This window comes from Streptomyces cinereospinus (assembly GCF_042430725.1).
GTDB classification, from domain to species: Bacteria; Actinomycetota; Actinomycetes; order Streptomycetales; family Streptomycetaceae; genus Streptomyces; species Streptomyces cinereospinus.
The window spans coordinates 1-24,367 of record NZ_JBHMCY010000102.1; the positions used below are offsets into that span (position 1 = coordinate 1).

Genomic DNA, 24,367 nt, shown 5'->3' on the forward strand with positions numbered 1-24,367 from the left:
TCCGGCCCGCTGGTCCGCTCCTCCTACCGCGCCGGACGGCTCTACCAGATGGCCGTCGAGAAGCGGGGCGCGTACGTCGCGGCCCAGGCCGTCTGACGCCACGTCAGCCGGCTGCCCGGCAGGGCGTGCGGCGAACGTGTGAATTGCCGCACAAGCGCCTACTGGTGAGTAGCGACCGCTACGACGCGGCCCTGACCGTCCTCGCAGCTGAGGGCGTACGTCAGGGCCGCGTCGGCGTTCGGGGCCGCCACATCGGGCCTTCATGGGTGTTTGACCGGTCGGACACGCCCTGGTAACACCAAACGGTGACGCTGGACTCACGCCGCCCAGACCCGTACCCACAGCCGTCTCGAGGGGGGACCTCCACCATGCAGGCCGCGCCCGTTCGCGCCACCGCCATCCCGTCCTTCACCACCGCCCTGCGCGCCGTGGAGTCGCTGCTGATGAGCGGCGGTCAGCGCACCGCCCGCCGCAACGCCTGGAACTCCGTGCTGGAGGACCGCCGCCGGGCCAAGGACCGGGTCGAGGCGCAGCGGATCCTGGAGCAGGCCCTCGCCCGCCGCTCCTGAGGGGCGCACCGCCGTCGTAGGCGGCGCGCGAGCCACGTAGACTTCGTGGCATGGCGAGGAAGGAACCCGCAGCGGACGCTGCGAACCCCGGGCGACTGAAGCAGATCGCTCTGACCTACAAGATGACCCGCAGGGCCGACAAGAAGATCGGCCTTGTACTCGCGGCTGTCGGAATCGTCACCTTCGGTGTCTTCCTCGCGATCGGTTTCTTGATCGGTCACCCCATCTATCTCGGCATCCTGGGCCTGCTGCTCGCCTTCCTCGCGACGGCGATCGTCTTCGGCCGCCGGGCGGAGCGGGCGGCCTTCGGGCAGATGGAGGGCCAGCCGGGCGCCGCCGCGGCCGTGCTGGACAACATCGGCCGGGGCTGGTCGACGACCCCCGCGGTGGCGATGAACCGCAGCCAGGACGTGGTGCACCGGGCGGTCGGCAAGGCCGGCATCGTGCTGGTCGCCGAGGGCAACCCGAACCGGGTGAAGTCCCTGCTGGCCGCCGAGAAGAGGAAGATGAACCGGGTCGTCGCGGACGTGCCGGTGCACGACCTGATCGTCGGCACCGGCGAGGGCACGGTCGAGCTGAAGAAGCTGCGCACGACCATGCTGAAGCTGCCCCGGGTGCTGACCGGCCCGCAGGTGACCGCGACCAACGACCGGTTGCGGGCGATGGGTGACCTGATGAGCAACATGCCGCTGCCCAAGGGGCCGATGCCCAAGGGCATGCGGATGCCGAAGGGCGGGCCGCGCGCCCGCTGAGGCGCGGCCGAGCGACGCGCACGAACCGGCCCGGGCCGACGGAACCGCGAGGTGCCGCCGGCCCGGGCCGGCGCGTTGCGCGGGGGCGACCCGGCGACGGCGCCCCGCGCCGCTGACACGCCGTCCGCGGCCCGCCCCGGTGACACGCCGTCGAACGGAGCATCCGGCCGGTAATCAGCTGAGACGCTCCTAGCCTTCGCCATGTGACAAAACGCCATATCACGTACCTCGCTTGTACGACCGCGCTCCTCGGCGCGCTCGTCGGTACCGCCCCGGCGTCGGCCGCCCAGCACCGCGTCCACGCGGTCCTGCCGGGCGAGTCGATCCAGCGGGCGGTGGACGCCGCCCGGCCCGGTGACACGGTGCTGGTGCTGCCCGGCACCTACCACGAGAGCGTCACGGTGAGGACGCCCGGGCTGACCCTGCGCGGCTCGGGCCACCGCACGGTGATCCGGCCGGCCGCGCGGCAGGCCGCCCCGGGCACCCGGAAGGCCACCGTCAGCTGCGCCGGATCCGGCAACGGCATCTGTGTCATCGGGGAGAAGAACAAGGCCCTGAAGGACGTCACCGTCGCCGACCTGAAGGTGACCGGCTTCCCCAAGGTGGGCCTGTTCGCCCTCGGGACCGACCACCTGACCGTGCAGCGGGTGGCCGCCGACGCCAACGGGCAGTGGGGCATCGCCCAGGAGCACTCGACCCGCGGCGTCCTCCGCCACAACATCGCCCGCCGCAACGGTGACGCGGGGCTGTTCCTGGCCAACAACGTGAAGGCCGAGGTGGGCGCCACCGACACCAAGGGCACGCTGGTCGAGCGCAACTACTTGGCGGACAACCGGATCGGCGTCACCGTCCGCCGGCTGCGCAACCTCACCGTGGCGCACAACCACGTCACCGGCAACTGCGCCGGCCTGTTCGTCGTCGGCGACGAGAACAAGCCGCGGGCGGGCGCCCTGACCGTGCGCGGCAACCGCGTCGAGCGCAACAACAAGTACTGCGCGAAGACCGCCCGGCTGCCCTTCCTCCAGGGTTCCGGCATCGTGCTGACCGGTGCCGAGCAGACCCTCGTCACCCGCAACGTGGTCACCGGCCACTCGGGCAGCTCCCCGCTGTCGGGCGGCATCGTGCTGTTCAAGAGCATGGTGGGCGTCACCAGCGAGCGGAACCGGATCACCGGCAACCACCTGCGGAACAACGCGCCGGCGGACCTGGTCGACCAGGAGGCCGCCGCGAGCGCCAACGCCTTCGACACCAACACCTGCGGGGCCTCCCGGCCCGCGGGCCTGTGCTGACCGGACGGCCCCACCCCACCCACGCACGGAAGGAACGCGGCACATGACCGCTCCATCCCCCGAGCTCTCGGCTCCCCCACCACCGCCGCCGTCGATGCGGCTGAGAGAGCTCGTGTTCGGGGCGGCGTGTGCCGCCGCCGTCCGCGCGGCCGCCCGGCTGGGCGTCGCCGACGCGCTCACCGACACCCCCATGACCGCGGAGGACCTCGCGGCCGCGGTGAAGACCGAACCGCAGCCGCTGCGCCGGCTGCTGCGCGCGCTGTCCTGCCACGGCGTCTTCGCCGAGCACCCCGACGGGACGTTCGGCCACACCGAGATGTCCCGGCTGCTGCGCGAGGACGACCCGAACAGCCTGCGCTGCATCGCCCTGTGGTGCACCGAGCCGTGGACCTGGGACGCCTGGCCCAGGCTGGACGAGGCGGTGCGCACCGGCCGGAACGTCGTCGAGGACCTCTACGGCAAGGAGTTCTTCGTCTACCTGAACGAGGACGCCCCGGAGTCGGCCGACGTCTTCAACCGCGCCATGACCACCTCCAGCGAGCAGTCGGCGCGTGACGTGGCCGCGCTGCTGGACCTGTCCGGGGCCTCGTCCGTCGCCGACCTCGGCGGCGGCCAGGGGCACGTGGTGGCGAGCCTGCTGGACAAGTACCCGGCGATGCGGGGCTTCCTGCTCGACCTGCCGCGGGTGGTGGAGAACGCCGTGCCGCGGCTGCGCCCGGGCGGCGACCTCGCGGACCGGACCCGCATCGTGCCCGGCGACGTCCGGGTCGCCGTGCCGGTCCGGGCCGACGTCTACGTCATCAAGAACATCCTGGAGTGGGACGACGAGTCCACGGCCCGGCTGCTGCGCAACGTCGTCGAGGCGGGCGGTCCCGGCACCCGGGTCGTGGTCATCGAGAACCTGGTCGACGACACCCCGTCGATGCGCTTCAGCACCGCCATGGACCTGCTGCTGCTGCTGAACGTCGGCGGGGCCAAGCACACCACCGGCAGCATGGTCGGACGGCTGACCGAGGCGGGCCTGGCCGTCGGCGGCATCCGGCCGGTCAACCCCTACCTGCACGCGTTCGACTGCACGGTCCCCGCGTGAGCGGGACGTGAGCAGCACCTGAGCGGGACCCCCCGGAGCGCACCGGTGCCGGGCCCGCGTCGGACGCGGGCCCGGCACCGGTGGCCGGACGGCGGTTCAGGCGCGGGCGTCGCGCTCCCAGAGGTAGAAGCGCTGCGCCATCGCGTCTTTCGGGGACCGCCAGGTCTCCGGGTCGTACGCGCTGACGTACGCCGACAGGCGCTCGCTGACCTCCTGGAACTCGGGGTGCGAGGTGACCTTGGCGATGGCCGGTCCGGGGTCGCGCTCGGACTCGACGAGATGCATGTACACATCGCCGAACTGGAAGAGGCTGCGCCGGACGACCCCGACGAGGTGCGGCAGCTCTCCCCGGTCGGACTCCGCGAACACCTTCGCGATGTCGGGGCCGGAGCCCGGGGCCATGCGGGCGACGATCAAGGCCTGGTGCACGGTCTCTCTCCTGTCGTCCGGCTCAGTCGGCCAGGGCCGCGGCGGACCGGTGACCGGCGGCCGCCTGCTCGACGCGGTCCCGGATCAGGGCCATCTGGATCTTCGAGTTCCTGTTGATGTTGTCGGTCATCCACGCGTCGTCGACGGGCGCGTCCGGCTTCATCGCGAAGTCCTGCGTCCACACCATCCGGGTGCCGGCCGGGACCTCCTCGTACTGCCAGAGGATGTCCATGTGGGCGAAGGGCCCGGTCTCCACCCGGCGTGCCCGGACGGTGAGGGTGTCGCGGTCCGGCTCGCGCTCGGAGACCCAGCTCCACACGGTGCCGTCGTCGTCCGGGTGCATGGTGAGCCGGAACCTCGTCCTGTTCCCCTCCCGGGAGAGGATCTCGACGGACGCGTACTCGCTGAACAGCTGCGGCCACCGCTCCAGGTCGTTGGTCATGTCCCAGACCAGGTCCAGCGGGGCGGCGATGGTGATCTCGTTCTGTGTGTGTCCTGCCATCTCAGGCTCCTGTCATCAAGGTGCTGTTGACGAGGTTGAGGAACTGCTGGGGCGTCTTGCAGCGCTCCGCGTCGACCGGCATCGGGGTGCCGTGCACGTTCTCCAGCTCGCCGACGATGCCGAGCAGGCCCAGCGAGTCGACGCCGAGGACGTCGAAGCCGGTGTCCGGCTTCTCCTGGAGCTGCTGCGGGCTGACGGTGACCCCGGCGGCCTTCTTCATGAGCGCGGCGAGTTCTTCCACGGTGATCTGGGACATGGGTCCTCCTCCTTTGCTGTGCTCACTGCGCGGCGCCGTGCCGCAGCACCAGCGCCGAGTTCGACCCCATGAGTCCGCGGCTGAGGACGAGTGCCGTCCGCAGCTCGGCGACCCGGGCGCGGCCCGTGACGAGGTCGAGGTCGTGGCAGACGTCGATGACGTTCGGCGTCGGCGGGATCAGGCCGTGCTCCATCGCCAGCACGGCCGCCGCGCTGTCCAGCACGGGGGCCGCGCAGTACCCCCGGCCGGTGCCGGTCTTCGGCGCGGTGACCGGCACACGGGTGCCGTGCCCGCCGAGGGCGTCGGCGAGTGCCAGCGCCTCGGCCCGGTCCGCCTCCGGCACCCCGAGGGCGTCGGCGAACACGACGTCGATCTCCTCGGGCGCGCAGTCGGCCTCCCGCAGGGCCTGCCGGATCGCCTGGGCGAGACCCGCCCGGGACTCCGCCCAGCGGGAGGCGCCGGTGAAGGTGGCGCCGTGGCCGGCCACGACGGCCCGGACCCCGGCGCCGCGCTCCCGGGCGGCGCCCGCCGCCTCGACCACGAGCATCGCGCCGCCCTCGGCGGGCACGAACCCGCACGCCGCGTCCGTGAACGGACGGTAGGCGCGGGCCGGGTCCGCCTCGTGGCTCAGCTCCTGGTACCCGAGCTGGCAGACCACGGAGTACGGCGCGAGCGGTGCCTCGGTGGAACCGGCCACGATCACGTCGGTGCCGCGCCGCACCGCCCGTGCCGCGTGGGCGAGGGCGTCGAGGCCGCCCGCCTCGTCGGAGGCGACGACCGAGCAGGGCCCCTTGAAGCCCCGCCGGATCGACACCTGGCCGGTGCTCGCGGCGTAGAACCAGGCGATGGACTGGTACGGCCCGACGAACCGGCTGCCCTTGCCCCACAGGCGCTGGAGCTCGCGCTGGCCGAACTCGCCGCCGCCGGACCCGGCCGCCGTGACCACGCCGATGGAGTACGGCTGCGCGGAGGTGTCGGCCTGGCCGAGCCGTGCGTCGGCCAGCGCCAGGTCCGCCGCGGCCATGGCGAAGTGGGTGAACCGGTCGGTCTGGACGAGGAACCGCTCCTCGATCGTCGCCGCCGGATCAAAGCCGCGGACCTCGCCGGCCACCTTCAGCGGAAGGTGCTCACAGCCCTCCCGGGTGACCCGGTCGAGGACGCTGATGCCTTCCTGGGTGGCCTTCCAGAAGGTGTCGGTACTGGTGCCGTTGGGCGCGACCACCCCGATTCCGGTGACGGCCGCGCGCCGATCGTGCGGTTCGCTCATCGTGTCCTCACTCCCTGCTTCGGGTCAGGACCACCGCCGACTGGAAGCCCCCGAACCCGCTGCCCACGGACAGGACGCTGGACAGCTTCCGTTCGCGGGCGACACGCGGGACGTAGTCCAGGTCGCACTCGGGGTCGGGGGTCTCGTAGTTCGCGGTCGGCGGCACGACCTGCTTGGCGAGGGCCAGTACGCAGGCGACCACCTCGATCGCCCCGATCGCGCCGAGCGAGTGCCCCACCATCGACTTGATGGAGCTCATGCAGGCGTCGTAGGCGTGGTGACCGAGCGCCCGCTTCACGGCCGCCGTCTCGTGGCGGTCGTTCTGCCGGGTGCCGGAACCGTGCGCGTTGACGTAGTCGATCGCGGTCGGGTCCAGCCGGGCGTGGTCGAGGGCCAGCCCGATCGCCCGGGCCATCTCCAGACCGTCGCTGGTCAGGCCGGTCATGTGGTAGGCGTTGCCGAAGGTGGCGTAGCCGCCCAGCTCGCAGTACACGTGGGCACCGCGGGCCCGTGCGTGTTCCAGCTCCTCCAGGACGAGCACGGCGCCGCCCTCGCCCATGACGAAGCCGTCACGGTCGTTGTCGAAGGGCCGGGAGGCGTGGGCGGGGTCGTCGTTGTTGGGGGACGTGGCCTTGATCGCGTCGAAGCAGGCCATGGTGATCGGGGAGATCGGGGAGTCCGAGGCACCCGCTATGCAGATGTCGGCCCGGCCCTCCTCGACGGTGTGGAAGGCGTACCCGACCGCGTCGAGGCCGGAGGTGCAGCCGGTGGAGACGGTCTGCACCGGCCCCTGGGCGCCGAAACGTTCCGCCACCGCGGAGGCCACCGTGCTGGGCGAGAACGCCCGGTGCAGGTGCGGCTCGGCCCGCCGGTGGTCGACGTCCCAGCGTTCCCCGCCGTGGCTGACCAGGACGTAGTCGTGCTCCAGCCGGGTGGTGCCGCCGACCGCGGTGCCCACGGACACCCCGACCCGCCACGGGTCCTCCCGGGCCAGGTCGAGCCCCGAGTCCCGGACCGCTTCCGCGCCGGCCACCAGGGCGAACTGGATGTACCGGTCCGCGCGCGCGGTCTGCTCCTCGGACAGGCCGTGCGCCGCGGGGTCGAAGTCGCACTCGGCCGCTATTCGCGACCGCAGTCCCGAGGGGTCGAAGAAGGTGATGCCCCGCGTCGCGGTCCGGCCGTTGGCCAGCAGATCCCAGAAGGCCGGTACGCCGATGCCGCCCGGGGCGACGATGCCTATGCCGGTGACCGCCACGCGCCGGGTCATGACCGGACCTGGCCCCGGTCGTGGGCGGCCCCCGCGGCGGCGGGCTCGGTGACCACCGCGGCGGCCCCGATGACCTCCGTCTCCTCGGTGTCGACGTGCCCCAGGCTCGGGCGCGGCGCCAGCGGCCCCAGGTGGAAGACGATGCGCGCCTCCACGTCACCCACGTTGCGGAAGCGGTGGCGCATGTGGGCGGGGATCATCAGCCCCTGCTCCGGCCGGAGCGGGTGCGGCTCGCCGTCCAGGTCGACCTCCAGCCGCCCGCAGACCACGTAGACGAACTCCTCGGAGTACGGGTGGTAGTGCTCGCCGATGCGGTCGCCGGGCTCGATGAGGGCCACGCCCATGAAGCCGCTGGTGGAGCCCACCGTGGCCGGGGTGAGCATGGCGCGCAGATCGCCGCCGCGCTTGGTGTTGGGCTCGACCTCGCCGAGGTCGATGATCTTGGGAATGGGTTTGATCACGACGTTCCTCCGTGGGGGTGCTGCCTCCGGCGCGCTCAGGCGTCCGGGGAGCGGCGGTCGGTGACGAGTTCCATGCGGGCGGCGGCGCCGTCCAGCAGGGTGTTCGGCGGGGCCAGGGCCCCGGACTCCGACAGGGCGACGTCGGCGCCCGCACCGGGGCGCACGTCGATCAGCCGTACGACGACGTCGTCCCGCTGGAAGATCGTGCTGCGCAGCACCGGGGTCTCCGGGTCCTGCGCCAGCTTCTCGTCCTGCCGGGCGAGTGCCTCGGCCAGGTGCAGGCCCTCGCCCGGGCGGGCCGGGTAGTACAGGGCGTGCCGCTCGCCCTCGGACTCGTCGTCCACGCTGACGTGGTGCATCGCGGGCAGCGCCGCCCGGGTGAAGAACACGCGCGCGGACTCGTCGTCGCTGAGATCCCGGTCCTGCTCCAGGTGCGGGTTGATGGCCTCCTCGATCGCCCTCACCTCGGGCTGCCGGGCGACGTGCCGCAGGGCCGCGAGCAGGTCGCCGCGGACCTCGATGGCCCGCACGACCCGGTTGCCGTGCATGAACAGGGAGGTGCGGGCCAGACGGGTGTTGCCGTCGACCCGCGTCTCGGGCGGAGCGTAGTTCGCGAGGATCTTCGCGACCTCCGGCTCGCTGCCCGGCTTGACCATGAAGGTGAGGGCGTGGCGGATCACGCCGTCGCCGATCCTGGGGGACATCTGGAGCCGGCGCTCCTCCGCGCCGGCCGCGGCCGCCTCGCCGCCCCACTCGCGGACGATGTGGAAGCGCAGCGAGCGGGTGTCGCGCACGCAGTGGTGCAGCGGCCGCACCATCTGCACGTGCTCCTCGCTGTTCACCCAGGCGAGGAACGGCGGGGCGCTCTCCCACTCACTGGTGATGAGCCATTGGGAGGGATTCTCGATGGACTGGCACAGCTGGTCGCTGACGTGGCCGGGTACCGAGGCCACCTGGCTGCACAGTTGCTCGTACGCCTCCAGGAACTGCTGCTGGGCACCGTCGTATACGTCGACCAGCAGGATGACCCTGAGGCGGGAGCCGTCGAACACGGACTGGGAGACCCGTGCCGTCACCTGTCGCGTCAGCTGCGAAACCTTTTCCGACGTGGTGGTCATGCTGCGCTATCTCCTTCTCTGGAGGCAGAGGCGAACGCCGGTCGCCGATGACGCGACGTCAGCGCTTCTTGATCCTCTGCTGCTCCCCGGGAGCGCGCGACTCGCGTGAACCACGCGGGTGATAGATCACGCGGAGCCCCTGAGAGAGGGCATGAAAACTCCGACACCTCCCCACCCCCCACCACTGCCTCAGGAGTCCTTGATGCAGCAGAAAGCCGATCACCAGGTTCCCGTCCTCGTCGTGGGCGGCTCTCTGGTGGGCCTGTCCCTCTCCCTCTTCCTGGGCCGTCTCGGCGTGCGCCACATGCTCGTCGAGCGGCACGCCGGGACCTCGATCCACCCGCGCGGCCGCGGCAACAACGTGCGGACGATGGAGCTGTACCGGGTGGCCGGCGTCGAGCCGGACATCAGGTCGGCGGCCGAACTCCTGGCGGAGAACCACGGCATCATGCAGGCGCCGACGCTGGTCGGTGACGCCGGCGAATGGCTGTTCAAGGAGATCGACCCGGGCGGCGGCCTCGCGCGGTTCAGCCCCTCGGGCTGGTGCCTGTGCAGCCAGAACGACCTGGAGCCGGTGCTCCGCAAGGGCGCCGACGCACTCGGCGGCGACCTGCGCTACTTCCACGAACTGGAGTCCTTCGAGCAGGACTCCGACGGGGTGACGGCGTTCGTCCGGGACCGCGACAGCGACGAGCTCTACACGGTCCGCGCCGACTACCTGGTCGCGGCCGACGGCCCGCGCAGCCCGGTCCGCAACCGGCTCGGCATCGCCCAGAGCGGCCCCGGCGACCTCTTCGCCAACGTGAGCGTCACCTTCCGGTCCAAGCTGCTCGCCGACGTCGTCGGCGACCGGCGCTTCATCTGCTGCTACCTCACCGACCCGGAGGCCGACGGCGCGCTGCTGCCCGTCGACAACAAGGAGAACTGGGTCTTCCACGCCCCCTGGCACCCGGAGCACGGCGAGACGCTGGAGGAGTTCACCGAGGAGCGGCTCCAGCGCCACATCCGCCAGGCCGTCGGCGTGCCCGACCTGGACGTCGAGATCACCGGCCGGGCGTCCTGGCGGGCCGCCGAGCGGGTCGCCGAACGGTATACGGCCGACCGGGTCTTCCTGGCCGGCGACTCCGCCCACGAGATGTCGCCCACCGGCGCGTTCGGCTCCAACACCGGGATCCAGGACGCCCACAACCTGGCGTGGAAGCTGGCCGCCGTCCTCGACGGCTGGGCCGGCCCCGGACTGCTGCGGACCTACGACACCGAGCGCCGGCCCGTCGCCCTGGCCACCAGCGCCCGGGCCTCGACCCGCTCCGTGGAGCACAGCCACCCCGGCTTCGCGCCGCCCCCCGGCATCGGCGGCGGCAAGCGCGGCGGCATCCTCAACGTCGTGCTCGGCTACCGCTATCCGCAGGGCGCCGTCGTGGGCGCCGACCCCGCGCAGCCGGTGGTGCCGGACGACATGCGGCTGAGCGGCGAGCCGGGCAGCCGGGCCCCCCACATGTGGCTGCGCCGCGCGGGCGGGCGCCTGTCCACGCTCGACCTCTACGAGCGTTCGCTGGTGCTGCTGAGCGACGCCGGGTCGAGCGCGGGCGCCGCCTGGCACGCCGCCGCCCGGCGGGTCGCCACGGCGGACGGCGTACGGCTGGACGCCTGCCGGGTCGGCGCGGGCGCGGACGCGGAGCTGGCGTACGACGCGGAGGGCGACGACTGGAGCGCGGTCCACGGCACGACGGCGGACGGGGCGGTGCTGGTGCGGCCGGACGGGTTCGTGGCCTGGCGCTCGGCCGGTGCCGCGGCGGATCCGGAGGCCGAGCTGCGGCAGGTCCTGGCGGCGGTGCTGCAGCGCCGCTGACGGCGGCGGCCGGAACACGGCGAAGGCCACCCGCACCGGGCGGTGCGGGTGGCCTTCGCCGTGTTCCGGCCGGGTCCCCGGCCGTCAGATCCGTACTTCGACCGTCTGCGCCACCCGGTCGTGCAGGCCCCGGCCGTCCCGGTCCCAGATCAGCGCGGGGACGGCGAGGCAGAGCAGGACGGTGCGCAGCAGGGCGCGGCCCGGGTGGACGGCGCCGGTGGCGAGGGCGACCACGCGCAGGCCGAACAGGCGCTTGCCGGGCGTGACGCCGACGGTGCCGACGGTGAGGACACTCATCACGAAGAAGATCAGCAGGGCCCAGTTGCCGGTCGTCTGGCCGTAGCCGTCCGTGATCAAGCTGTATGCGATCATGAGGCACAGCGCCCAGTCCACGGCCAGCGCGCCGAGCCGGCGGCCCGGACGGGCGATCGAGCCCGGCCCCGTCTCCGGCAGGCCGAGCTGCTCGCCCCGGTAGCCGAAGTCCGCACCGGCGTCCTCCATGGCCGCGCGGGGGCCGGAGAGCCATGATCCGATTGCTTGCCTCTTGTCCACCCGACAAAGGTACTGCGCCCGGATTTGACCGGGGTACGCCGGGGTCGGGCCGCGTTACGGTGGAACGGAGCCGTTAACTTCTGCGAAACAAATGGGTCACGTCTGAGAAATGACGCGTCCCTAGTGTCGAGGTCAGCGTGTGCCACCGCACCGGCCGCACGAACGATCTACCACCCCGGCGGGACGGTCGGGAGTAGGAGGAGCTGGATGTTCCAGAACGCCGACGAGGCCAAGAAGTTCATCGCGGACGAGGACGTCAAGTTCATCGACGTCCGCTTCTGCGACCTGCCGGGCGTCATGCAGCACTTCACGATCCCCGCTGCGGCGTTCGACCCGGGCGAGGAGCTGGCCTTCGACGGGTCCTCGATCCGCGGCTTCCAGGCCATCCACGAGTCCGACATGGCGCTCCGCGCCGACCTCTCCACCGCGCGCGTGGACCCGTTCCGCCGGGACAAGACGGTCAACGTCAACTTCTTCATCCACGACCCGATCACGGGCGAGCAGTACAGCCGTGACCCGCGGAACGTGGCGAAGAAGGCCGAGGCCTACCTCGCCTCCACCGGTATCGCCGACACCGCGTTCTTCGGCCCCGAGGCCGAGTTCTACGTCTTCGACAGCGTCCGCTTCAAGACGTCCGAGAACGAGTCCTTCTACCACATCGACTCCGAGGCGGGCGCCTGGAACACCGGCGCGCTGGAGGACAACCGCGGTTACAAGGTCCGCTACAAGGGCGGCTACTTCCCGGCCCCGCCGGTCGACCACTTCGCCGACCTGCGCGCCGAGATCTCCCTGGAGCTGGAGCGGGCCGGCCTGCAGGTCGAGCGCCAGCACCACGAGGTGGGCACCGCCGGCCAGGCCGAGATCAACTACAAGTACAACACGCTGCTCGCCGCCGCCGACGACCTCCAGCTCTTCAAGTACATCGTGAAGAACGTCGCCTGGCGCAACGGCAAGACCGCGACCTTCATGCCGAAGCCGATCTTCGGCGACAACGGTTCGGGCATGCACGTCCACCAGTCGCTGTGGAGCAACGGCGACCCGCTGTTCTACGACGAGCAGGGCTACGCCGGCCTGTCGGACACCGCCCGCTACTACATCGGCGGCATCCTCAAGCACGCCCCGTCGCTGCTCGCCTTCACCAACCCGACGGTGAACTCCTACCACCGCCTGGTGCCGGGCTTCGAGGCGCCGGTGAACCTGGTGTACTCGCAGCGCAACCGCTCGGCCGCGATGCGTATCCCGATCACGGGCTCCAACCCGAAGGCCAAGCGCGTGGAGTTCCGCGCGCCCGACTCCTCCGGCAACCCGTACCTCGCCTTCTCGGCGCTGCTCCTGGCGGGCCTGGACGGCATCAAGAACAAGATCGAGCCGGCCGAGCCGATCGACAAGGACCTGTACGAGCTGGCTCCCGAGGAGCACGCGGGCGTCCCGCAGGTCCCGACCTCCCTCGGTGCCGTGCTCGACTCGCTGGAGGCGGACCACGAGTTCCTGCTCCAGGGCGACGTCTTCACGTCCGACCTGATCGAGACGTGGATCGACTACAAGCGCACCAACGAGATCGCCCCGCTGCAGCTGCGTCCGCACCCGCACGAGTTCGAGCTCTACTTCGACGTGTGATCGGCCGTCGCGCGAGCGACGCGTCCGACAGGCCGTGAGGGCCGCCACCCGAAGCGTTTCGGGTGGCGGCCCTCGGTCGTACGGCGATCAGCGGACCACGATCACGACGGTTCCGCCGAAGCGGTCGAAGGTGTTGTAGTAGTGACCGTAGGGGTCGAAGAAATGACCGTACCGGTCCCGGTGGTCGCGGTCCCACCAGTCGTCGTTCGACGGGACGCCGGCCGGGGCGGCCGCGGACGCCGTCCCGGCTGTGCCGATCGCGGCGCCACCCGCCATCAGGACGCCGATGGCCGTGACGGCGAAGAGACGCCTGGCACGTGGTGCTTTCATGGAGGTACCTTCCTTCCATCCCGGCGTGCCGAGCACGAGCCGGACGGACGGCCGCGGCCGCAGTGGGGGAAGTACGGCGCGGTCGGTGCGAACAGGGATCCCGCCGGCAAGCGGCGCGTCCCGGTGTGCAGCTCCCTCTAAAAGGCTAAGCCCGCCACCGATCACCCGGCATCCCGAGCCCTGGGGGATCATGAGGGCGGGGACGCCGGAGAAAGGTGGGCGGGGATGCCTGAGCAGGACGACGCGGAGCGGGAGTTCGATCTCCGGTGGGCGGAGGCCGCCGAGCACAAGGAGCCCTCGGCGCGGGCCCGGATGCTCGCCGCGCGCTGGAGGCACGACCCGCCCGGACCGGTGCCGTTCCGCGCCGACCCCGAGCGGGTGGCCCGGCCCCGGCCGTCGTGGGTGTCGGCGGCCGTGGTGCTGGGCTGCGTCGCCGCGGTGATCCTGCTGCTCGGGGTCATCGGCTTCCGGCCTCCCTCCTAACCTAGTGCCGCGGCAGGCGCCGGACGCCGCTCCGCCACGGGCAGACGTTGCCTGCCGCGGCTACTAGCCGCCTTCCCCACGAAGCGCCTCCGCGCTCCTGGCGGCGGGCCTCCGGCGGCCGCTCCGAGGGCAGCGCGGGGGCACGGGGGGCCGCATCCGTTTTCCGGTGTCCGGGCACGGCCGCGGGATCAACGGGCGCGGGCCGGCGGAAACGCGCCGGGCACGGCCGCGGGATCAACGGGCGCGGGCCGGCGGAAACACGCCGGGCACGGCCGCGGGATCAACGGGCGCGGGCTGGCGGAAACGCGCCGGGCGGTGCCCCGGTGGGGCGGTGCCCGGCGCATCGGGTCAGCGGGTCAGCGGGTCAGCGGGTCAGCGGGTCAGCGGGTCAGCGGGTGTAGCGCAGCAGTGCCCGCACCATGTGGCACGTCGTGGCGGACGGCGGGTGGACGCCGATGAGCTCCGCCGTGCTGCGGATCGTCTCGTCGCGGGCCTGGTTCGGCACGTAGACCCCCGAGTCGAGGAGCGCGATCGCAAGGCGCATGGCCTTGAGCCGGCGGTTGTGCGAGACGTACCACTCACGCGGGCGCCCCGGCGGCAGCGGCCGCTTGGCCACGGGTGCGCAGGGCAGGTCGAGCAGGACGGGGCGGTCGGCGGTGGACTGGGTCGGCAACGGCCTCGGCTTGAGTGCGGCAGCGGGCACGGGCATCCTCCTGTCGCGGTCAGGGCGCCGCCGGACACCCCGGCGACACCCTCGAACACTGCTTCTATTCTACTGGCCACCACTGACAAAAGCCCCTGGCCACAAGGGATTTCGGGGTGTCGGTGACCCCCGGGACGGACGGGTTTCCGGGGCCGCGCGGGGGCGTACCGTGGCCGCATGGAAATCTGGATCAACCCCGCCTGCTCCAAGTGCCGCAGCGCGGTGAGCCTGCTCGACGCCGAGGGCGCCGAGTACACCGTCCGCCGCTATCTGGAGGACGTGCCGACCGAGGACGAGATCCGCGAGGTGCTCGGCCGGCTGGGCCTGGAGCCGTGGGACATCACGCGGACCCAGGAGGCCGCGGCCAAGGAGCTCGGCCTGAAGGAGTGGCCGCGCGACGCCGCCGCGCGCGACCGCTGGGTGACGGCGCTCGCCGAGCACCCCAGGCTCATCCAGCGGCCCATCATCACCGCGGACGACGGCACCGCTGTCGTCGCCCGCACCGACGAGGCCGTACGCGACGCCCTGTCCCGGTGACGTCCGTGTGACGCGGGTTATTGCGGCCTTCCGTGGTGACCGCCGAGTAACCTCGTTCGGGGTCTCGTACCCAGCGGCGTACGCTCCCCTGTCTCCCAGGAGGCGCGCGTGTCGGGCAGCTGCGTCCTGCTCGACGACGCGGCCTTCGAGCAGGTCCGGGAGCCCGGCACGTTCCTGATCCGCCGGGCCGTGACCGAGAAGGCGGGGTGAGGGCGGCAGCCGAGGAGAGCGCCGGGACGGCGCGGACAGGGTCCTGCGGCTCGCGGCCACGAGCGGCCGGAGCGGCACGTCCGGACCGCGCGGGGCGCCCGGCACCGGATGCCCCGCCCCCTTCCGCCCCCGGCGGCGCCGCCCAACCCCATCGCATACGAGCCGCTCCACCGCCCCCTCACCGCGGGCCCGCTCTCGGTGTGATCCCCTCACGCCCGCGCACGCGGCCGGGCCTCACCGCGTGATGTGACGCACAGCGCCACCAGGTAACACGGGGTTCACATACGAGCAATGACCGGGAAATCGCCTGTTGACAGGCTGCCGGAGCAAGCAGAAAAGCGGCGCCCCAGTGCCGCAGCGCCGCAGCACCCGCAGACGCGCCAGACCCACCGAAGGATGAGGCCCGTGACCTTCAAGGCTGAGTACATCTGGATCGACGGCACCGAGCCGACGGCCAAGCTTCGTTCCAAGACGAAGATCATCGCGGGCTCCCCCGCCGGGCTGGACGCGCTGCCGATCTGGGGCTTCGACGGGTCCTCCACCAACCAGGCCGAGGGCCACGCCTCGGACTGCGTGCTGAAGCCGGTCTTCACCTGCCCGGACCCGATCCGCGGCGGCGACGACATCCTGGTGCTGTGCGAGGTCCTCGACACGGACATGACCCCGCACTCCTCCAACGCGCGTGCCGCGCTGGCCGAGGTCGCCGAGAAGTTCGCCGGGCAGGAGCCGATCTTCGGCATCGAGCAGGAGTACACCTTCTTCGACGGCGCCCGTCCGCTCGGCTTCCCCGAGGGCGGCTTCCCGGCCCCGCAGGGCGGCTACTACTGCGGTGTCGGCGCCGACGAGATCTTCGGCCGCGAGGTCGTCGAGGCGCACCTGGACAACTGCCTGAAGGCGGGCCTGGGCCTGTCCGGCATCAACGCCGAGGTCATGCCCGGCCAGTGGGAGTTCCAGGTCGGCCCGCTGGCCCCGCTGGAGGTCTCCGACCAGCTGTGGGTGGCCCGCTGGCTGCTCTACCGCACCGCCGAGGACTTCGGCGTCTCCGCCACCCTGGACCCCAAGCCGGTCAAGGGCGACTGGAACGGCGCGGGCGCGCACACCAACTTCTCCACCAAGGCGATGCGCGAGGGCTACGACGCGATCGTCACCGCGTGCGAGGCGCTCGGCGAGGGCTCCAAGCCGCTCGACCACGTCAAGAACTACGGCGCGGGCATCGACGACCGCCTGACCGGCCTGCACGAGACCGCCCCGTGGGACAAGTTCTCCTACGGCGTCTCCGACCGCGGCGCCTCGGTCCGCATCCCGTGGCAGGTCGAGAAGGACGGCAAGGGCTACATCGAGGACCGCCGTCCCAACGCCAACGTCGACCCGTACGTGGTGACCCGCCTGCTGGTGGACACCTGCTGCTCCGCGCTGGAGAAGGCCGGCCAGGTCTGATCCGCCGCCACGGCTCCGCGAGGGGGCGTCCACCGGTCCGGTGGGCGCCCCCTCGCGCGTCGTGGGAACGTCAACTTCCGGACGCGCAGCGGTCCGAGGGGCGAGAGGGGGGTCGGGTTCCGGGCGGGGGTCTGCTTCAATGGGCCCATGGCCAGCATCCAGAAGTACGCCGCGACGGGTCGCCATGACCTGGAGCCCTTCTGGCCTTCCCGTCAGCACCACGACTTCGACCGGGTGTGTTGCCGCGCGACGACCGCGCCGGCCCGCTGACGCCGTACCCGACGGCATCCGGCCTGCGCGATCCGACGTACGTCCCTGACGGACCCCTCGCGCGAAAGAGCTGACCTCTCATGGCGACCCCTGGTTCCCTGTCCCGTTCCGCCTCCCGTCCGCCGTCCCCCCTCCCCGCGCCCGTTCCCGGCGCCGCCCGGCACCGGCTGCGCGCCGTCGACCCGGACGAGGTGAGAGGGGTACCGGACCTCCTCCCGCCGGGTGCCACCTGGCTGCCGGCTCCGCAGGACGCCCTGCCCGCCCTGCCCGGGCGGCCGCCGATGGTCGGCTACCTGGTGCTCGTCCCGGCCGACCAGGAGCCGCTCCTCCCGCCGGTCGCGGTGGCCGTCCGGCCGGCCGCGGCGGAGCCGACCGCCGCCCCCGACCCGCTCGTCCGGATCGACCCCGAACGCCGCACCGCCGAGGTGGCGGGGCGCGTACTGGACCTCACCTACCTGGAGTTCGAGCTGCTCGCCCACCTGGTCGCGCACCCGCACCGGGTGCACACCCGCGACCAGCTGGTCACCACGGTGTGGGGCTACGGGCACGTGGGCGACGGCCGTACCGTCGACGTCCACATCGCCCGCCTGCGCCGCAAGCTGGGCGCCGAGCACCGGCGCGCGATCCTGACGGTGCGCCGGGTGGGCTACAAGTACGCCCCGCCGTCCGGCGGCTGACGGACCGGCGTCCCGTCTCCGCCTGCCCTCGGCAGATTCCGCTTCCCCCGCGCCGCGCCCCCGGGCAGGGTCACCCCCATAAGACCGCTGATGCCGGGTGGTACGGAGTTCGCCGGGCCGTCGTCGAGGCCGCCCTCGGGCGGAGCCGGGACGTCACCGTCCTGCGCCGGGGCACGCACCCGGCCCCGCCCGGGGCACGGGGAGGCGCTCGGCGACCGCACCGCGCCCGGTGGCCGCGACGGGCCGGCGGCCGGGGAGCGGGACGCCGTCGTCGACACCTGGCCGGCGGCGCCCCGGGCGGTGCGGGACGCGGCGCGGCTGCTGCGGGGCCGCGTCGGCCGGACCGGCCGCCGGCGGGCCTGGACCCGGCGGTGGAGGCCGAGGTGCCGGCCGGCGGCGGGGTGTACCTGGCACCACCCCCTGACCGGGGCCCCGGCCCCCGTGACCGCCGCACCCGGCTGCTCCAGACTGGCTCCATGACCATCGAGACCAGCGGCACCCGCGGCGGCGGCACGGGTCGGACGCGGATGCGGGAGGTGGCCCTGGCCGCGGTGCGCGGGCTGGCCCTGGCGCTGCTGTCCCTCCCGGCCGCGGTACTGCTCATCATCCTGTCCGCCGTGTCCGTCGCGCTGATACCGATCGGCGTCGGCATCGTCACCACCCCCTGGGTGCTGGACGGCGTACGGACCTACGCCCACTGGCGGCGGGTGCTGGCGGCCCGGTGGGGCGGCGTGCGGATCCCGCCGGCGTACCGGCCGCTGCCAAAGGACGCCAATCCGTGGGCGCGCACCTTCGGCATGCTCGGCGATCCGGCGACCTGGCGGGATCTGCGGTGGCTGCCGGTCGACATGACGGCGGGGTTCGGCACCGCGCTGCTGCCGGCGGTGCTGTTCCTGTATCCGCTGGAGGGGTTCGCGATCGCGGCCGGGCTGTGGCGGGTGACGGACGGCTACTGGTACGCGTTCGTGCCGGTCACCGGGCAGGCCTCCGCGCTCGCCGCCGCCGCCCTGGGCGCCGTCCTGCTGCTGTGCGCGCACCGCTGCACGCCCCGCCTGCTGGCCGGGCACTTTGCGCTCACCCGGGCCGTGCTCGGCTCCCGGCAGGGCGAACTGGCCGAGCGGGTGCGGGTGCTGACCGAGACCCGGCAGGTCGCCGTGGACTCCTCGGCGGCCGAACTGCGCCGCATCGAGCGGGACCTGCACGACGGGGCGCAGGCCCGGCTGGTCGCGATGGGCATGGACCTCGGCACCGTCGAGGTGCTGCTGGACAAGGACCCGGCGCAGGCGCGGCAGCTGCTCGCCCAGGCCCGCCGGTCCTCCGCCGACGCCCTGGCCGAGCTGCGCGACCTGGTGCGCGGCATCCATCCGCCGGTGCTCGCCGAGCGCGGACTCGGCGACGCCGTACGGGCGCTGGCGCTGCGGCTGCCGGTCGCCGCGGAGGTGACGGTGGAGCTGCCGGGGCGGGCCCAGGCGCCGGTGGAGGCGGCGGCGTACTTCGCGGTCAGCGAGGTGCTCACCAACGCCGTCAAGCACGCGGACGCCGACCGGATCTGGGTCGACGTGCACCACACCGGGGGCATGCTGCGGATCACGGTGACCGACAACGGCAAGGGCGGCGCGGTGATCGAGGCGGGTGCGGGGCTGGCCGGGGTGGAGCGGCGGCTGGGTACCTTCGACGGCGTCCTGGCCGTCAGCTCCCCGGCGGGCGGCCCCACCATGGTCACCCTGGAGCTGCCGTGCGCGTTGTCCTAGCCGAAGACCTGTTCCTGCTGCGCGACGGGCTGGTCCGGCTGCTCCGGGCCTACGACTTCGAGATCGCCGCGGCCGTGGAGAGCGGGCCCGAGCTGGACCGGGCGCTGGCCGAGCTGAAGCCGGACGTGGCCGTGGTGGACGTACGGCTGCCGCCCACGCACACCGACGAGGGCCTCCAGTGCGCGCTGCGCGCCCGCCGGGAGCGGCCGGGGCTGCCCGTGCTGGTCCTGTCCCAGCACGTGGAGCAGCTCTACGCGCGGGAGCTGCTCGCCGACGGCAGCGGCGGCGTGGGGTACCTGCTGAAGGACCGGGTGTTCGACGCGGACCAGTTCGTGGACGCCGTGCGGCGCGTCGCGGCGGGCGGTACGGCGATGGATCCGCAGGTCATCCAGCAGTTGCTGGCCCGGCGGGCGGCCGGCGACCGGTCGCCGGCCCGGCTGACGCCGCGGGAGCTGGAGGTGCTGGAGCTGATGGCGCAGGGGCGGTCCAACGCGGCCATCGCGGCGCTCCTGGTGGTGACGGAACGGGCGATCGCCAAGCACACCTCCAACATCTTCGCCAAACTCGGCCTGGAGGTGTCGGACGACGACAACCGCCGCGTTCTGGCGGTTCTGGCGTATCTCGACCACGGCCGCTGACCGCCGCCCGGCAATTTCCGGGACGGCTGAACACCTGTGGGACGGGCTCCGTATGGGAGGGAGCCGCTTCACTCCTGCCGGGCGCCTCGATGCCGCCCCGCAAGGAAGTCAGAGGAGTTCCATGGGACGCAACACACGAAAACGCCGTACGCCACTGGCCACCAGGGCCATTGCCGCATCGGCGGCCCTAGCGCTCGGTGCGGGCGGGCTGATCTGGGCCAATGTCTACGCCTCGGCGCACGAGGAGAACGACTGGGCGAACCGGACGACGTCGGGTGGGGCCCAGGTGGCCACGATCGACTGCCCCGACGTCGGACAGCAGCTCCCCGAGGTGCCGGACCAGGCGCGCGGGGAGGTGGACGGTGAACTGGCGACGCTGGACCAGCAGATCACCGAGGCCTACCAGCAGCTCGCGACCACACGGGACGCGCAGGCCGGAGACGGCGCCTTCGTCCAGAACGCCATCCTGGGACCGCTCAAGGACCGGCGCCAGGTGATCATCGACCGGATCCAGCTGGAGATCGACCGGGCCGGCGGCAGCGCTCCCCAGCAGCTGGACACCCTGTCCTCCTGCACCGGCAAGCCCGCCCAGACCACCGACGGCGAGCAGGGCCAGGGCGGCGACGGCCAGACCGGGGACGGCCAGACCGGCGACGGCCAGCAGGACGGGGACCAGAACCAGGACGGCGACGGCCAGCAGGTCGGCAACGGCGGCCAGGCGGGCAACGGCCCGGTGGCCGCGGACTTCCAGGACATCACCACCGTCCAGCCGAACTCCCGCAACCTGCCGAACGGGCTCCCCGCCAACGGCCGCGGCGGTTCGCGGGGCAGCTTCACCACGAAGTGCGGCACCAACGCGAACGACAAGCACAACTCGGACAACGTGATCGTCGCCCCGGGTGTCACGAACGGCGCCCACCACCTGCACGACTACGTCGGCAACCAGAACAACGACGCCTTCGCCAGCGACGAGGACCTGGCGAACGCCGCGACCACCTGCCGGAACCAGGGCGACCGGTCGTCGTACTACTGGCCGGTGCTGCGGCTCCAGGACGGTACGCAGGACTTCGACCAGAACGACGCCGGCGGCGGCACCGAGGGCAACGTGGGCCGGATCCTGGAACCCAAGGTGGCCGAGCTGAAGTTCGTCGGCAACCGGACCGGCCCGGTCGTCGCGATGCCCCGGGCGCTGCGGATCATCACCGGTGACGCCAAGGCCTTCGTCAACGGCCTGGCCAACGCCAACACCGCGTGGACCTGCACCGGCTTCGACGACCGCCAGCTGACGGACAAGTACCCGCTGTGCCCCGAGGGCAGCGACGTGGTGCGGCTGGCCAAATTCCAGAGCTGCTGGGACGGCCAGAACATCGACAGCGCCAACCACCGCACCCACGTGGCGTTCGTCCAGCCCGACGGCAGCTGCCCGGCCGGCTTCCGGGCGATCCCGCAGCTGCAGGTCCGGCTGGTCTACGAGGTGCCGGCCCCGACGATCGAGAACGGGGTCGTGCAGAACCCGTTCGCGGTGGACACCTTCCCCGAGCAGCTGCACAAGCCGATCACCGACCACAACGACTTCATCAACTTCTTCTCCGAGCGGCTGATGAACAAGATGGTCAAGTGCATCAACAGCGGCCGCAGGTGCCAGTGACACGGCGCTGACCGGCCCGGCGCGAACCGGCGGTGGGATCCCACCGCCGGTTCGTCGCGTCCGCGGGCGCTCAGTGGGCGGAGTGCGCGTCCCCGCCGCCGCCCTCGTGCCCGGAGTGGTCGGCGCCCTCCTCGATGTCCCCGCCGAGCGTGGTCTGCAGCGACCGCACGACGGGCGTGTCCCCCACGGCGACCCACTTGCGGCCGACCAGGTAGTGACCGCCGTAGTCCTTGGCCCCGTCGATCCACTCCCGCTGCCCCCGGTCGGTGGCGAAGGTCGCGAGGACGAACCGGCCGTCGGGGTTCCTGCACAGGGCCTGCCGGATCTCGTCCTCGTCCGTCTGCATGTCCGGCGCGCACCGCACCTCGGCGGCCAGCTGCTCCAGGCTGCCGGTCGCCGTCTGCGGTACGGCCGCCCGGTCGCCGCCCAGGCCGCAGCCGGCCACGGCCAGCACCGCCGCGGCCCCGCTCAGGGCGAGCGTCGGTCGGGTCCACCTCATCTGTTCCTCCGGTCGGATCGGGGAGCCGGCGCGCCTGCGCCTTCAGATCGATACGGCTCCGGCGGGCGCCGTGCTCAAATGCGGCGCGCGCCCCGCCCGTCCCCCGGCGCCCCCGGGTGTCGTCAACCGGTGCGGCGCCCCTCGTCCGTGCGGCGGTGACCTACCGCCGATTCGCTCGTTCTGCTGAACGTGCAGTCACAGGATGTCGCCCCGCGCCCCACGTCTTCCGCTTCCGCCCCGGTCGTCGACGTCGAGCAGGCCGAGGCCGCGCTCGTCGAGCACTACCCGCGGCTGGTCCGCCTCGCCTACCTGGTGCTGCCGCCCGGCCTGGGCCGCAACCGCCGCGTCCTGACCGCGCACGCCCTCACCCAGCGCGCCCTGCCCCGCGGCCGCGCCGCGGCGTCCGTGATCCCGGCCCAGTCCACCGGCCGCGACGGCGACCCCGGTTACGCCTTCGTCCGTCAGCACGTGCTGCGCACGGCACTGGAGGCCGGTCTGCCGCTGCGCCGCAGGGCGTGGCCCAAGCGGTCCCAGCTGCCGCCGCTGCTGCCCCAGGTGTGGGGCCTGCGCCTGTTCCCGCGCTCCGGCGGTGCCGACGAACTCGCCCTGGACCAGCGCCTGTCCGCGCTCTCCGCCGCCGCCCGCGCCGCCTACGTCCTGCGCGGCCTGGAGCGGCTGCCCGACAGCGACGTGCACCACGTGCTGCGCACCGCGGGCGTCGCCGACCCGGACGCCGCGCTCCAGGAGGCGGACGGCGTGCCCGCGCAGTACCCGCTGCTGGACTCGCCCGAGTTCGACCCCTGCTCGCTGCAGGCCCGGCCCACCGACCTGATGCGCCGCCGGCAGCACCTGAAGGCCGCGCTCGCCGCCGCCGCGGCCGTCGCCGTGTGCGGGGCGCTGTTCGGCCTGCCCGGTGACGGCTGGGGCCCGGACGGCGCGGCGGCTCCGCCGTACGCGCAGAACCCGGCGGCCCAGGCCGCCCTGGACCCGAACCGGCTGCTGAAGGTCTCCCCCGTCGCCTGGCGGTCCGCCGGCCGCACCGACTTCTCCGTCTGGCCCGCCCGCGGCGACCTCACCACCGACCGGGCGCTGCTGCGCCGGGCCCTCGCCGTGTGGGCCCGCCCCGGCGAGACCGTGCAGGTCTCGGCGACCCCCGGGACGCCGTCCGGCGGCCCGCCCGGACCGCCCCAGCTGCTGTACGCCGGGAACGTCGACACCGCACGCGTGGTGATCTTCCACGACGGTCTGCGCGTCGCCCGCTACGCCGAGCCGCGGGACGGCACGGCCGGCGCCGCCCTGGACTTCGCGCGGGCCGACGGCGCGAGCCGGATCGAGGCGAGCGCGGTGGTGCTGAACCGGACCGACGGCAACGTCCGTTACCTGACCGCGCCCTGGGTGCGCGCGACGGCCGAGCGCGACCTGCTGAAGCCGGGTTCCGGCGCGATGGACCTCCCCCTCGCCGACGGCGTCACCGCACCGCTGGCCAGCCCCGTCACCCGGACCGGCGCCTGCACCTCCTGGAACGTCCTCCAGCTCACCGACGACTCCGGTACGCGGCTGATGACCGACCTCGGCGAACTGGTCCCGGCCCGCCTCACCACCGGCCGGCCGGGCGGGACGCACGACGCGTCCGGCGCGGAGGCGCTGCGCACCTGGGCGCCGTTCGGCTGCTCGCTGGGCGACCTGCGCGGGCACGGCGTGCGGTCGGTCAACGCCTGGCAGTACGCCGAGCAGCCGCTGCCCGACGCGAGCGGCACGGCGGCGTGGGTGTGCACGCGCGGGGAGACCTGGCGGGGCGGCGGCGAGCGGGTGCTGGCCCAGTTCCACACGCCGGGCGGCAGGTACGGGGCGGTCGCCGCGAAGGCCGAGAACGTGGCGGCGTGCGGGGCACGCGATCCGCACGTGCTGGCCGGGGTGCTGTGGAAGTCGGAGGCGGGCTCCTGGTACCTGCTGGCGGCGGGCAGCCGGGACACCGCGTCGATCAGCACGACGGGCGCGGTCGCCCGGACCGCGCGGGGCAACCTGCTGGCCGCGGCGGCGGAGCAGGGCGCCCAGACCGGGCTGAAGGGCACCCTGGCGGACGGACGGACCGTCAAGAGCCTGGGCTAGGGGCAAGGCCGTGAAGTTTGCGGTTGGGGCGGGCTGTCAAGGGCCTGCGGGCGCGAG

General features: G+C 73.0%; 26 protein-coding genes. 15 read left to right on the forward strand and 11 right to left on the reverse strand.

From position 1 onward, the window contains the following. The first annotated feature begins 368 nt into the window (after nucleotides 1-368). The 4 genes from ACFF45_RS32765 to ACFF45_RS32780 all read left to right on the forward strand — a co-directional run bounded on the left by ACFF45_RS32765 (nucleotide 369) and on the right by ACFF45_RS32780 (nucleotide 3,700). Nucleotides 369-569, forward strand: a complete 201-nt coding sequence (locus tag ACFF45_RS32765; RefSeq protein ID WP_381350553.1) for an SCO2195 family GlnR-regulated protein — start codon at nucleotides 369-371, stop codon at nucleotides 567-569. A gap of 50 nt (nucleotides 570-619) precedes the next feature. Further along, nucleotides 620-1,321 carry a DUF4191 domain-containing protein gene (locus ACFF45_RS32770; RefSeq protein WP_381350554.1) on the forward strand — a complete coding sequence of 234 codons (702 nt, stop codon included), beginning with the start codon at nucleotides 620-622 and terminating at the stop codon, nucleotides 1,319-1,321. A 203-nt stretch (nucleotides 1,322-1,524) separates the two neighbouring features. Beyond that, nucleotides 1,525-2,610, forward strand: coding sequence for a right-handed parallel beta-helix repeat-containing protein (locus ACFF45_RS32775; RefSeq protein ID WP_381350556.1), 1,086 nt, complete (start codon nucleotides 1,525-1,527; stop codon nucleotides 2,608-2,610). 43 nt (nucleotides 2,611-2,653) lie between these two features. Then, nucleotides 2,654-3,700 carry a methyltransferase gene (locus tag ACFF45_RS32780; RefSeq protein WP_381350557.1) on the forward strand — a complete coding sequence of 349 codons (1,047 nt, stop codon included), beginning with the start codon at nucleotides 2,654-2,656 and terminating at the stop codon, nucleotides 3,698-3,700. A gap of 96 nt (nucleotides 3,701-3,796) precedes the next feature. On the opposite strand, the gene ACFF45_RS32785 is transcribed toward ACFF45_RS32780, so the two are convergent. Genes ACFF45_RS32785 through ACFF45_RS32815 form a run of 7 tightly spaced genes read right to left on the reverse strand, consistent with a single transcriptional unit; the run spans nucleotide 3,797 to nucleotide 9,000 of the window. Next, the gene (locus ACFF45_RS32785) at nucleotides 3,797-4,129 is read right to left on the reverse strand and encodes a TcmI family type II polyketide cyclase (protein WP_381350558.1); all 333 of its coding nucleotides are present in this window, start codon (nucleotides 4,127-4,129) and stop codon (nucleotides 3,797-3,799) included. A gap of 22 nt (nucleotides 4,130-4,151) precedes the next feature. Beyond that, nucleotides 4,152-4,631: an SRPBCC family protein gene (locus ACFF45_RS32790; RefSeq protein ID WP_381350560.1), complete on the reverse strand. Its 480-nt coding sequence runs from the start codon at nucleotides 4,629-4,631 to the stop codon at nucleotides 4,152-4,154. Between the two features lies 1 nt (nucleotide 4,632). Beyond that, the gene (locus tag ACFF45_RS32795) at nucleotides 4,633-4,887 is read right to left on the reverse strand and encodes an acyl carrier protein (RefSeq protein WP_196463316.1); all 255 of its coding nucleotides are present in this window, start codon (nucleotides 4,885-4,887) and stop codon (nucleotides 4,633-4,635) included. Between the two features lie 22 nt (nucleotides 4,888-4,909). Continuing rightward, entirely contained in the window at nucleotides 4,910-6,154 is a 1,245-nt protein-coding gene (locus ACFF45_RS32800) for a beta-ketoacyl synthase N-terminal-like domain-containing protein (RefSeq protein WP_381350562.1), read from the reverse strand. Nucleotides 6,155-6,161: 7 nt separating this feature from the next. Beyond that, the gene (locus ACFF45_RS32805) at nucleotides 6,162-7,421 is read right to left on the reverse strand and encodes a beta-ketoacyl-[acyl-carrier-protein] synthase family protein (protein WP_381350564.1); all 1,260 of its coding nucleotides are present in this window, start codon (nucleotides 7,419-7,421) and stop codon (nucleotides 6,162-6,164) included. Next, the gene (locus ACFF45_RS32810) at nucleotides 7,418-7,882 is read right to left on the reverse strand and encodes a cupin domain-containing protein (protein WP_381350565.1); all 465 of its coding nucleotides are present in this window, start codon (nucleotides 7,880-7,882) and stop codon (nucleotides 7,418-7,420) included. The genes ACFF45_RS32805 and ACFF45_RS32810 overlap by 4 nt, the downstream gene beginning before the upstream one ends. Nucleotides 7,883-7,917: 35 nt before the next feature. Beyond that, nucleotides 7,918-9,000: a SchA/CurD-like domain-containing protein gene (locus ACFF45_RS32815; RefSeq protein ID WP_381350566.1), complete on the reverse strand. Its 1,083-nt coding sequence runs from the start codon at nucleotides 8,998-9,000 to the stop codon at nucleotides 7,918-7,920. Nucleotides 9,001-9,202: 202 nt separating this feature from the next. Between ACFF45_RS32815 and ACFF45_RS32820 the strand changes: the two genes are divergently transcribed. Then, nucleotides 9,203-10,849: an FAD-dependent oxidoreductase gene (locus ACFF45_RS32820; RefSeq protein ID WP_381350567.1), complete on the forward strand. Its 1,647-nt coding sequence runs from the start codon at nucleotides 9,203-9,205 to the stop codon at nucleotides 10,847-10,849. An 84-nt stretch (nucleotides 10,850-10,933) separates the two neighbouring features. On the opposite strand, the gene ACFF45_RS32825 is transcribed toward ACFF45_RS32820, so the two are convergent. Then, entirely contained in the window at nucleotides 10,934-11,401 is a 468-nt protein-coding gene (locus tag ACFF45_RS32825; protein WP_381350568.1) for an RDD family protein, read from the reverse strand. A gap of 207 nt (nucleotides 11,402-11,608) precedes the next feature. Between ACFF45_RS32825 and glnA the strand changes: the two genes are divergently transcribed. After that, a complete protein-coding gene (gene glnA / locus ACFF45_RS32830) occupies nucleotides 11,609-13,018 on the forward strand; it encodes a type I glutamate--ammonia ligase (protein WP_381350569.1) in 1,410 nt (469 codons plus the stop codon). An 87-nt stretch (nucleotides 13,019-13,105) separates the two neighbouring features. Here glnA and ACFF45_RS32835 read toward each other — a convergent pair whose 3' ends face one another. Further along, nucleotides 13,106-13,348 carry a hypothetical protein gene (locus tag ACFF45_RS32835; RefSeq protein ID WP_381350571.1) on the reverse strand — a complete coding sequence of 81 codons (243 nt, stop codon included), beginning with the start codon at nucleotides 13,346-13,348 and terminating at the stop codon, nucleotides 13,106-13,108. A gap of 225 nt (nucleotides 13,349-13,573) precedes the next feature. On the opposite strand from ACFF45_RS32835, the gene ACFF45_RS32840 reads away from it, so the two are divergent. Continuing rightward, nucleotides 13,574-13,831 carry an SCO2583/SCO2584 N-terminal domain-containing protein gene (locus ACFF45_RS32840; protein ID WP_381350573.1) on the forward strand — a complete coding sequence of 86 codons (258 nt, stop codon included), beginning with the start codon at nucleotides 13,574-13,576 and terminating at the stop codon, nucleotides 13,829-13,831. 388 nt (nucleotides 13,832-14,219) lie between these two features. On the opposite strand, the gene ACFF45_RS32845 is transcribed toward ACFF45_RS32840, so the two are convergent. After that, the gene (locus ACFF45_RS32845) at nucleotides 14,220-14,534 is read right to left on the reverse strand and encodes a hypothetical protein (protein ID WP_381350574.1); all 315 of its coding nucleotides are present in this window, start codon (nucleotides 14,532-14,534) and stop codon (nucleotides 14,220-14,222) included. Between the two features lie 177 nt (nucleotides 14,535-14,711). On the opposite strand from ACFF45_RS32845, the gene ACFF45_RS32850 reads away from it, so the two are divergent. The 7 genes from ACFF45_RS32850 to ACFF45_RS32880 all read left to right on the forward strand — a co-directional run bounded on the left by ACFF45_RS32850 (nucleotide 14,712) and on the right by ACFF45_RS32880 (nucleotide 21,702). Further along, a complete protein-coding gene (locus ACFF45_RS32850) occupies nucleotides 14,712-15,071 on the forward strand; it encodes an arsenate reductase family protein (RefSeq protein WP_381350575.1) in 360 nt (119 codons plus the stop codon). Nucleotides 15,072-15,686: 615 nt separating this feature from the next. Continuing rightward, entirely contained in the window at nucleotides 15,687-16,718 is a 1,032-nt protein-coding gene (glnII, locus tag ACFF45_RS32855) for a glutamine synthetase (RefSeq protein ID WP_381350577.1), read from the forward strand. A gap of 147 nt (nucleotides 16,719-16,865) precedes the next feature. Further along, nucleotides 16,866-16,988 (forward strand): hypothetical protein, encoded by a 123-nt coding sequence (locus tag ACFF45_RS32860; protein WP_381350578.1) that lies wholly within the window; start codon nucleotides 16,866-16,868, stop codon nucleotides 16,986-16,988. An 80-nt stretch (nucleotides 16,989-17,068) separates the two neighbouring features. Next, nucleotides 17,069-17,665 (forward strand): winged helix-turn-helix domain-containing protein, encoded by a 597-nt coding sequence (locus ACFF45_RS32865; protein WP_381350579.1) that lies wholly within the window; start codon nucleotides 17,069-17,071, stop codon nucleotides 17,663-17,665. Between the two features lie 476 nt (nucleotides 17,666-18,141). Next, complete coding sequence (locus ACFF45_RS32870; protein ID WP_381350581.1) at nucleotides 18,142-19,416, forward strand: sensor histidine kinase; 1,275 nt, start codon at nucleotides 18,142-18,144, stop codon at nucleotides 19,414-19,416. Then, nucleotides 19,401-20,054, forward strand: coding sequence for a LuxR C-terminal-related transcriptional regulator (locus ACFF45_RS32875; protein ID WP_381350583.1), 654 nt, complete (start codon nucleotides 19,401-19,403; stop codon nucleotides 20,052-20,054). The genes ACFF45_RS32870 and ACFF45_RS32875 overlap by 16 nt, the downstream gene beginning before the upstream one ends. A 121-nt stretch (nucleotides 20,055-20,175) precedes the next feature. Continuing rightward, on the forward strand, nucleotides 20,176-21,702 hold the full coding sequence (locus ACFF45_RS32880) for a DUF1996 domain-containing protein (RefSeq protein WP_381350584.1): 1,527 nt from the start codon (nucleotides 20,176-20,178) through the stop codon (nucleotides 21,700-21,702). Between the two features lie 70 nt (nucleotides 21,703-21,772). Here ACFF45_RS32880 and ACFF45_RS32885 read toward each other — a convergent pair whose 3' ends face one another. After that, nucleotides 21,773-22,201: a hypothetical protein gene (locus tag ACFF45_RS32885; protein ID WP_381350585.1), complete on the reverse strand. Its 429-nt coding sequence runs from the start codon at nucleotides 22,199-22,201 to the stop codon at nucleotides 21,773-21,775. 189 nt (nucleotides 22,202-22,390) lie between these two features. On the opposite strand from ACFF45_RS32885, the gene ACFF45_RS32890 reads away from it, so the two are divergent. Next, entirely contained in the window at nucleotides 22,391-24,310 is a 1,920-nt protein-coding gene (locus tag ACFF45_RS32890; protein ID WP_381350586.1) for a hypothetical protein, read from the forward strand. Nucleotides 24,311-24,367 lie beyond the last annotated feature (57 nt).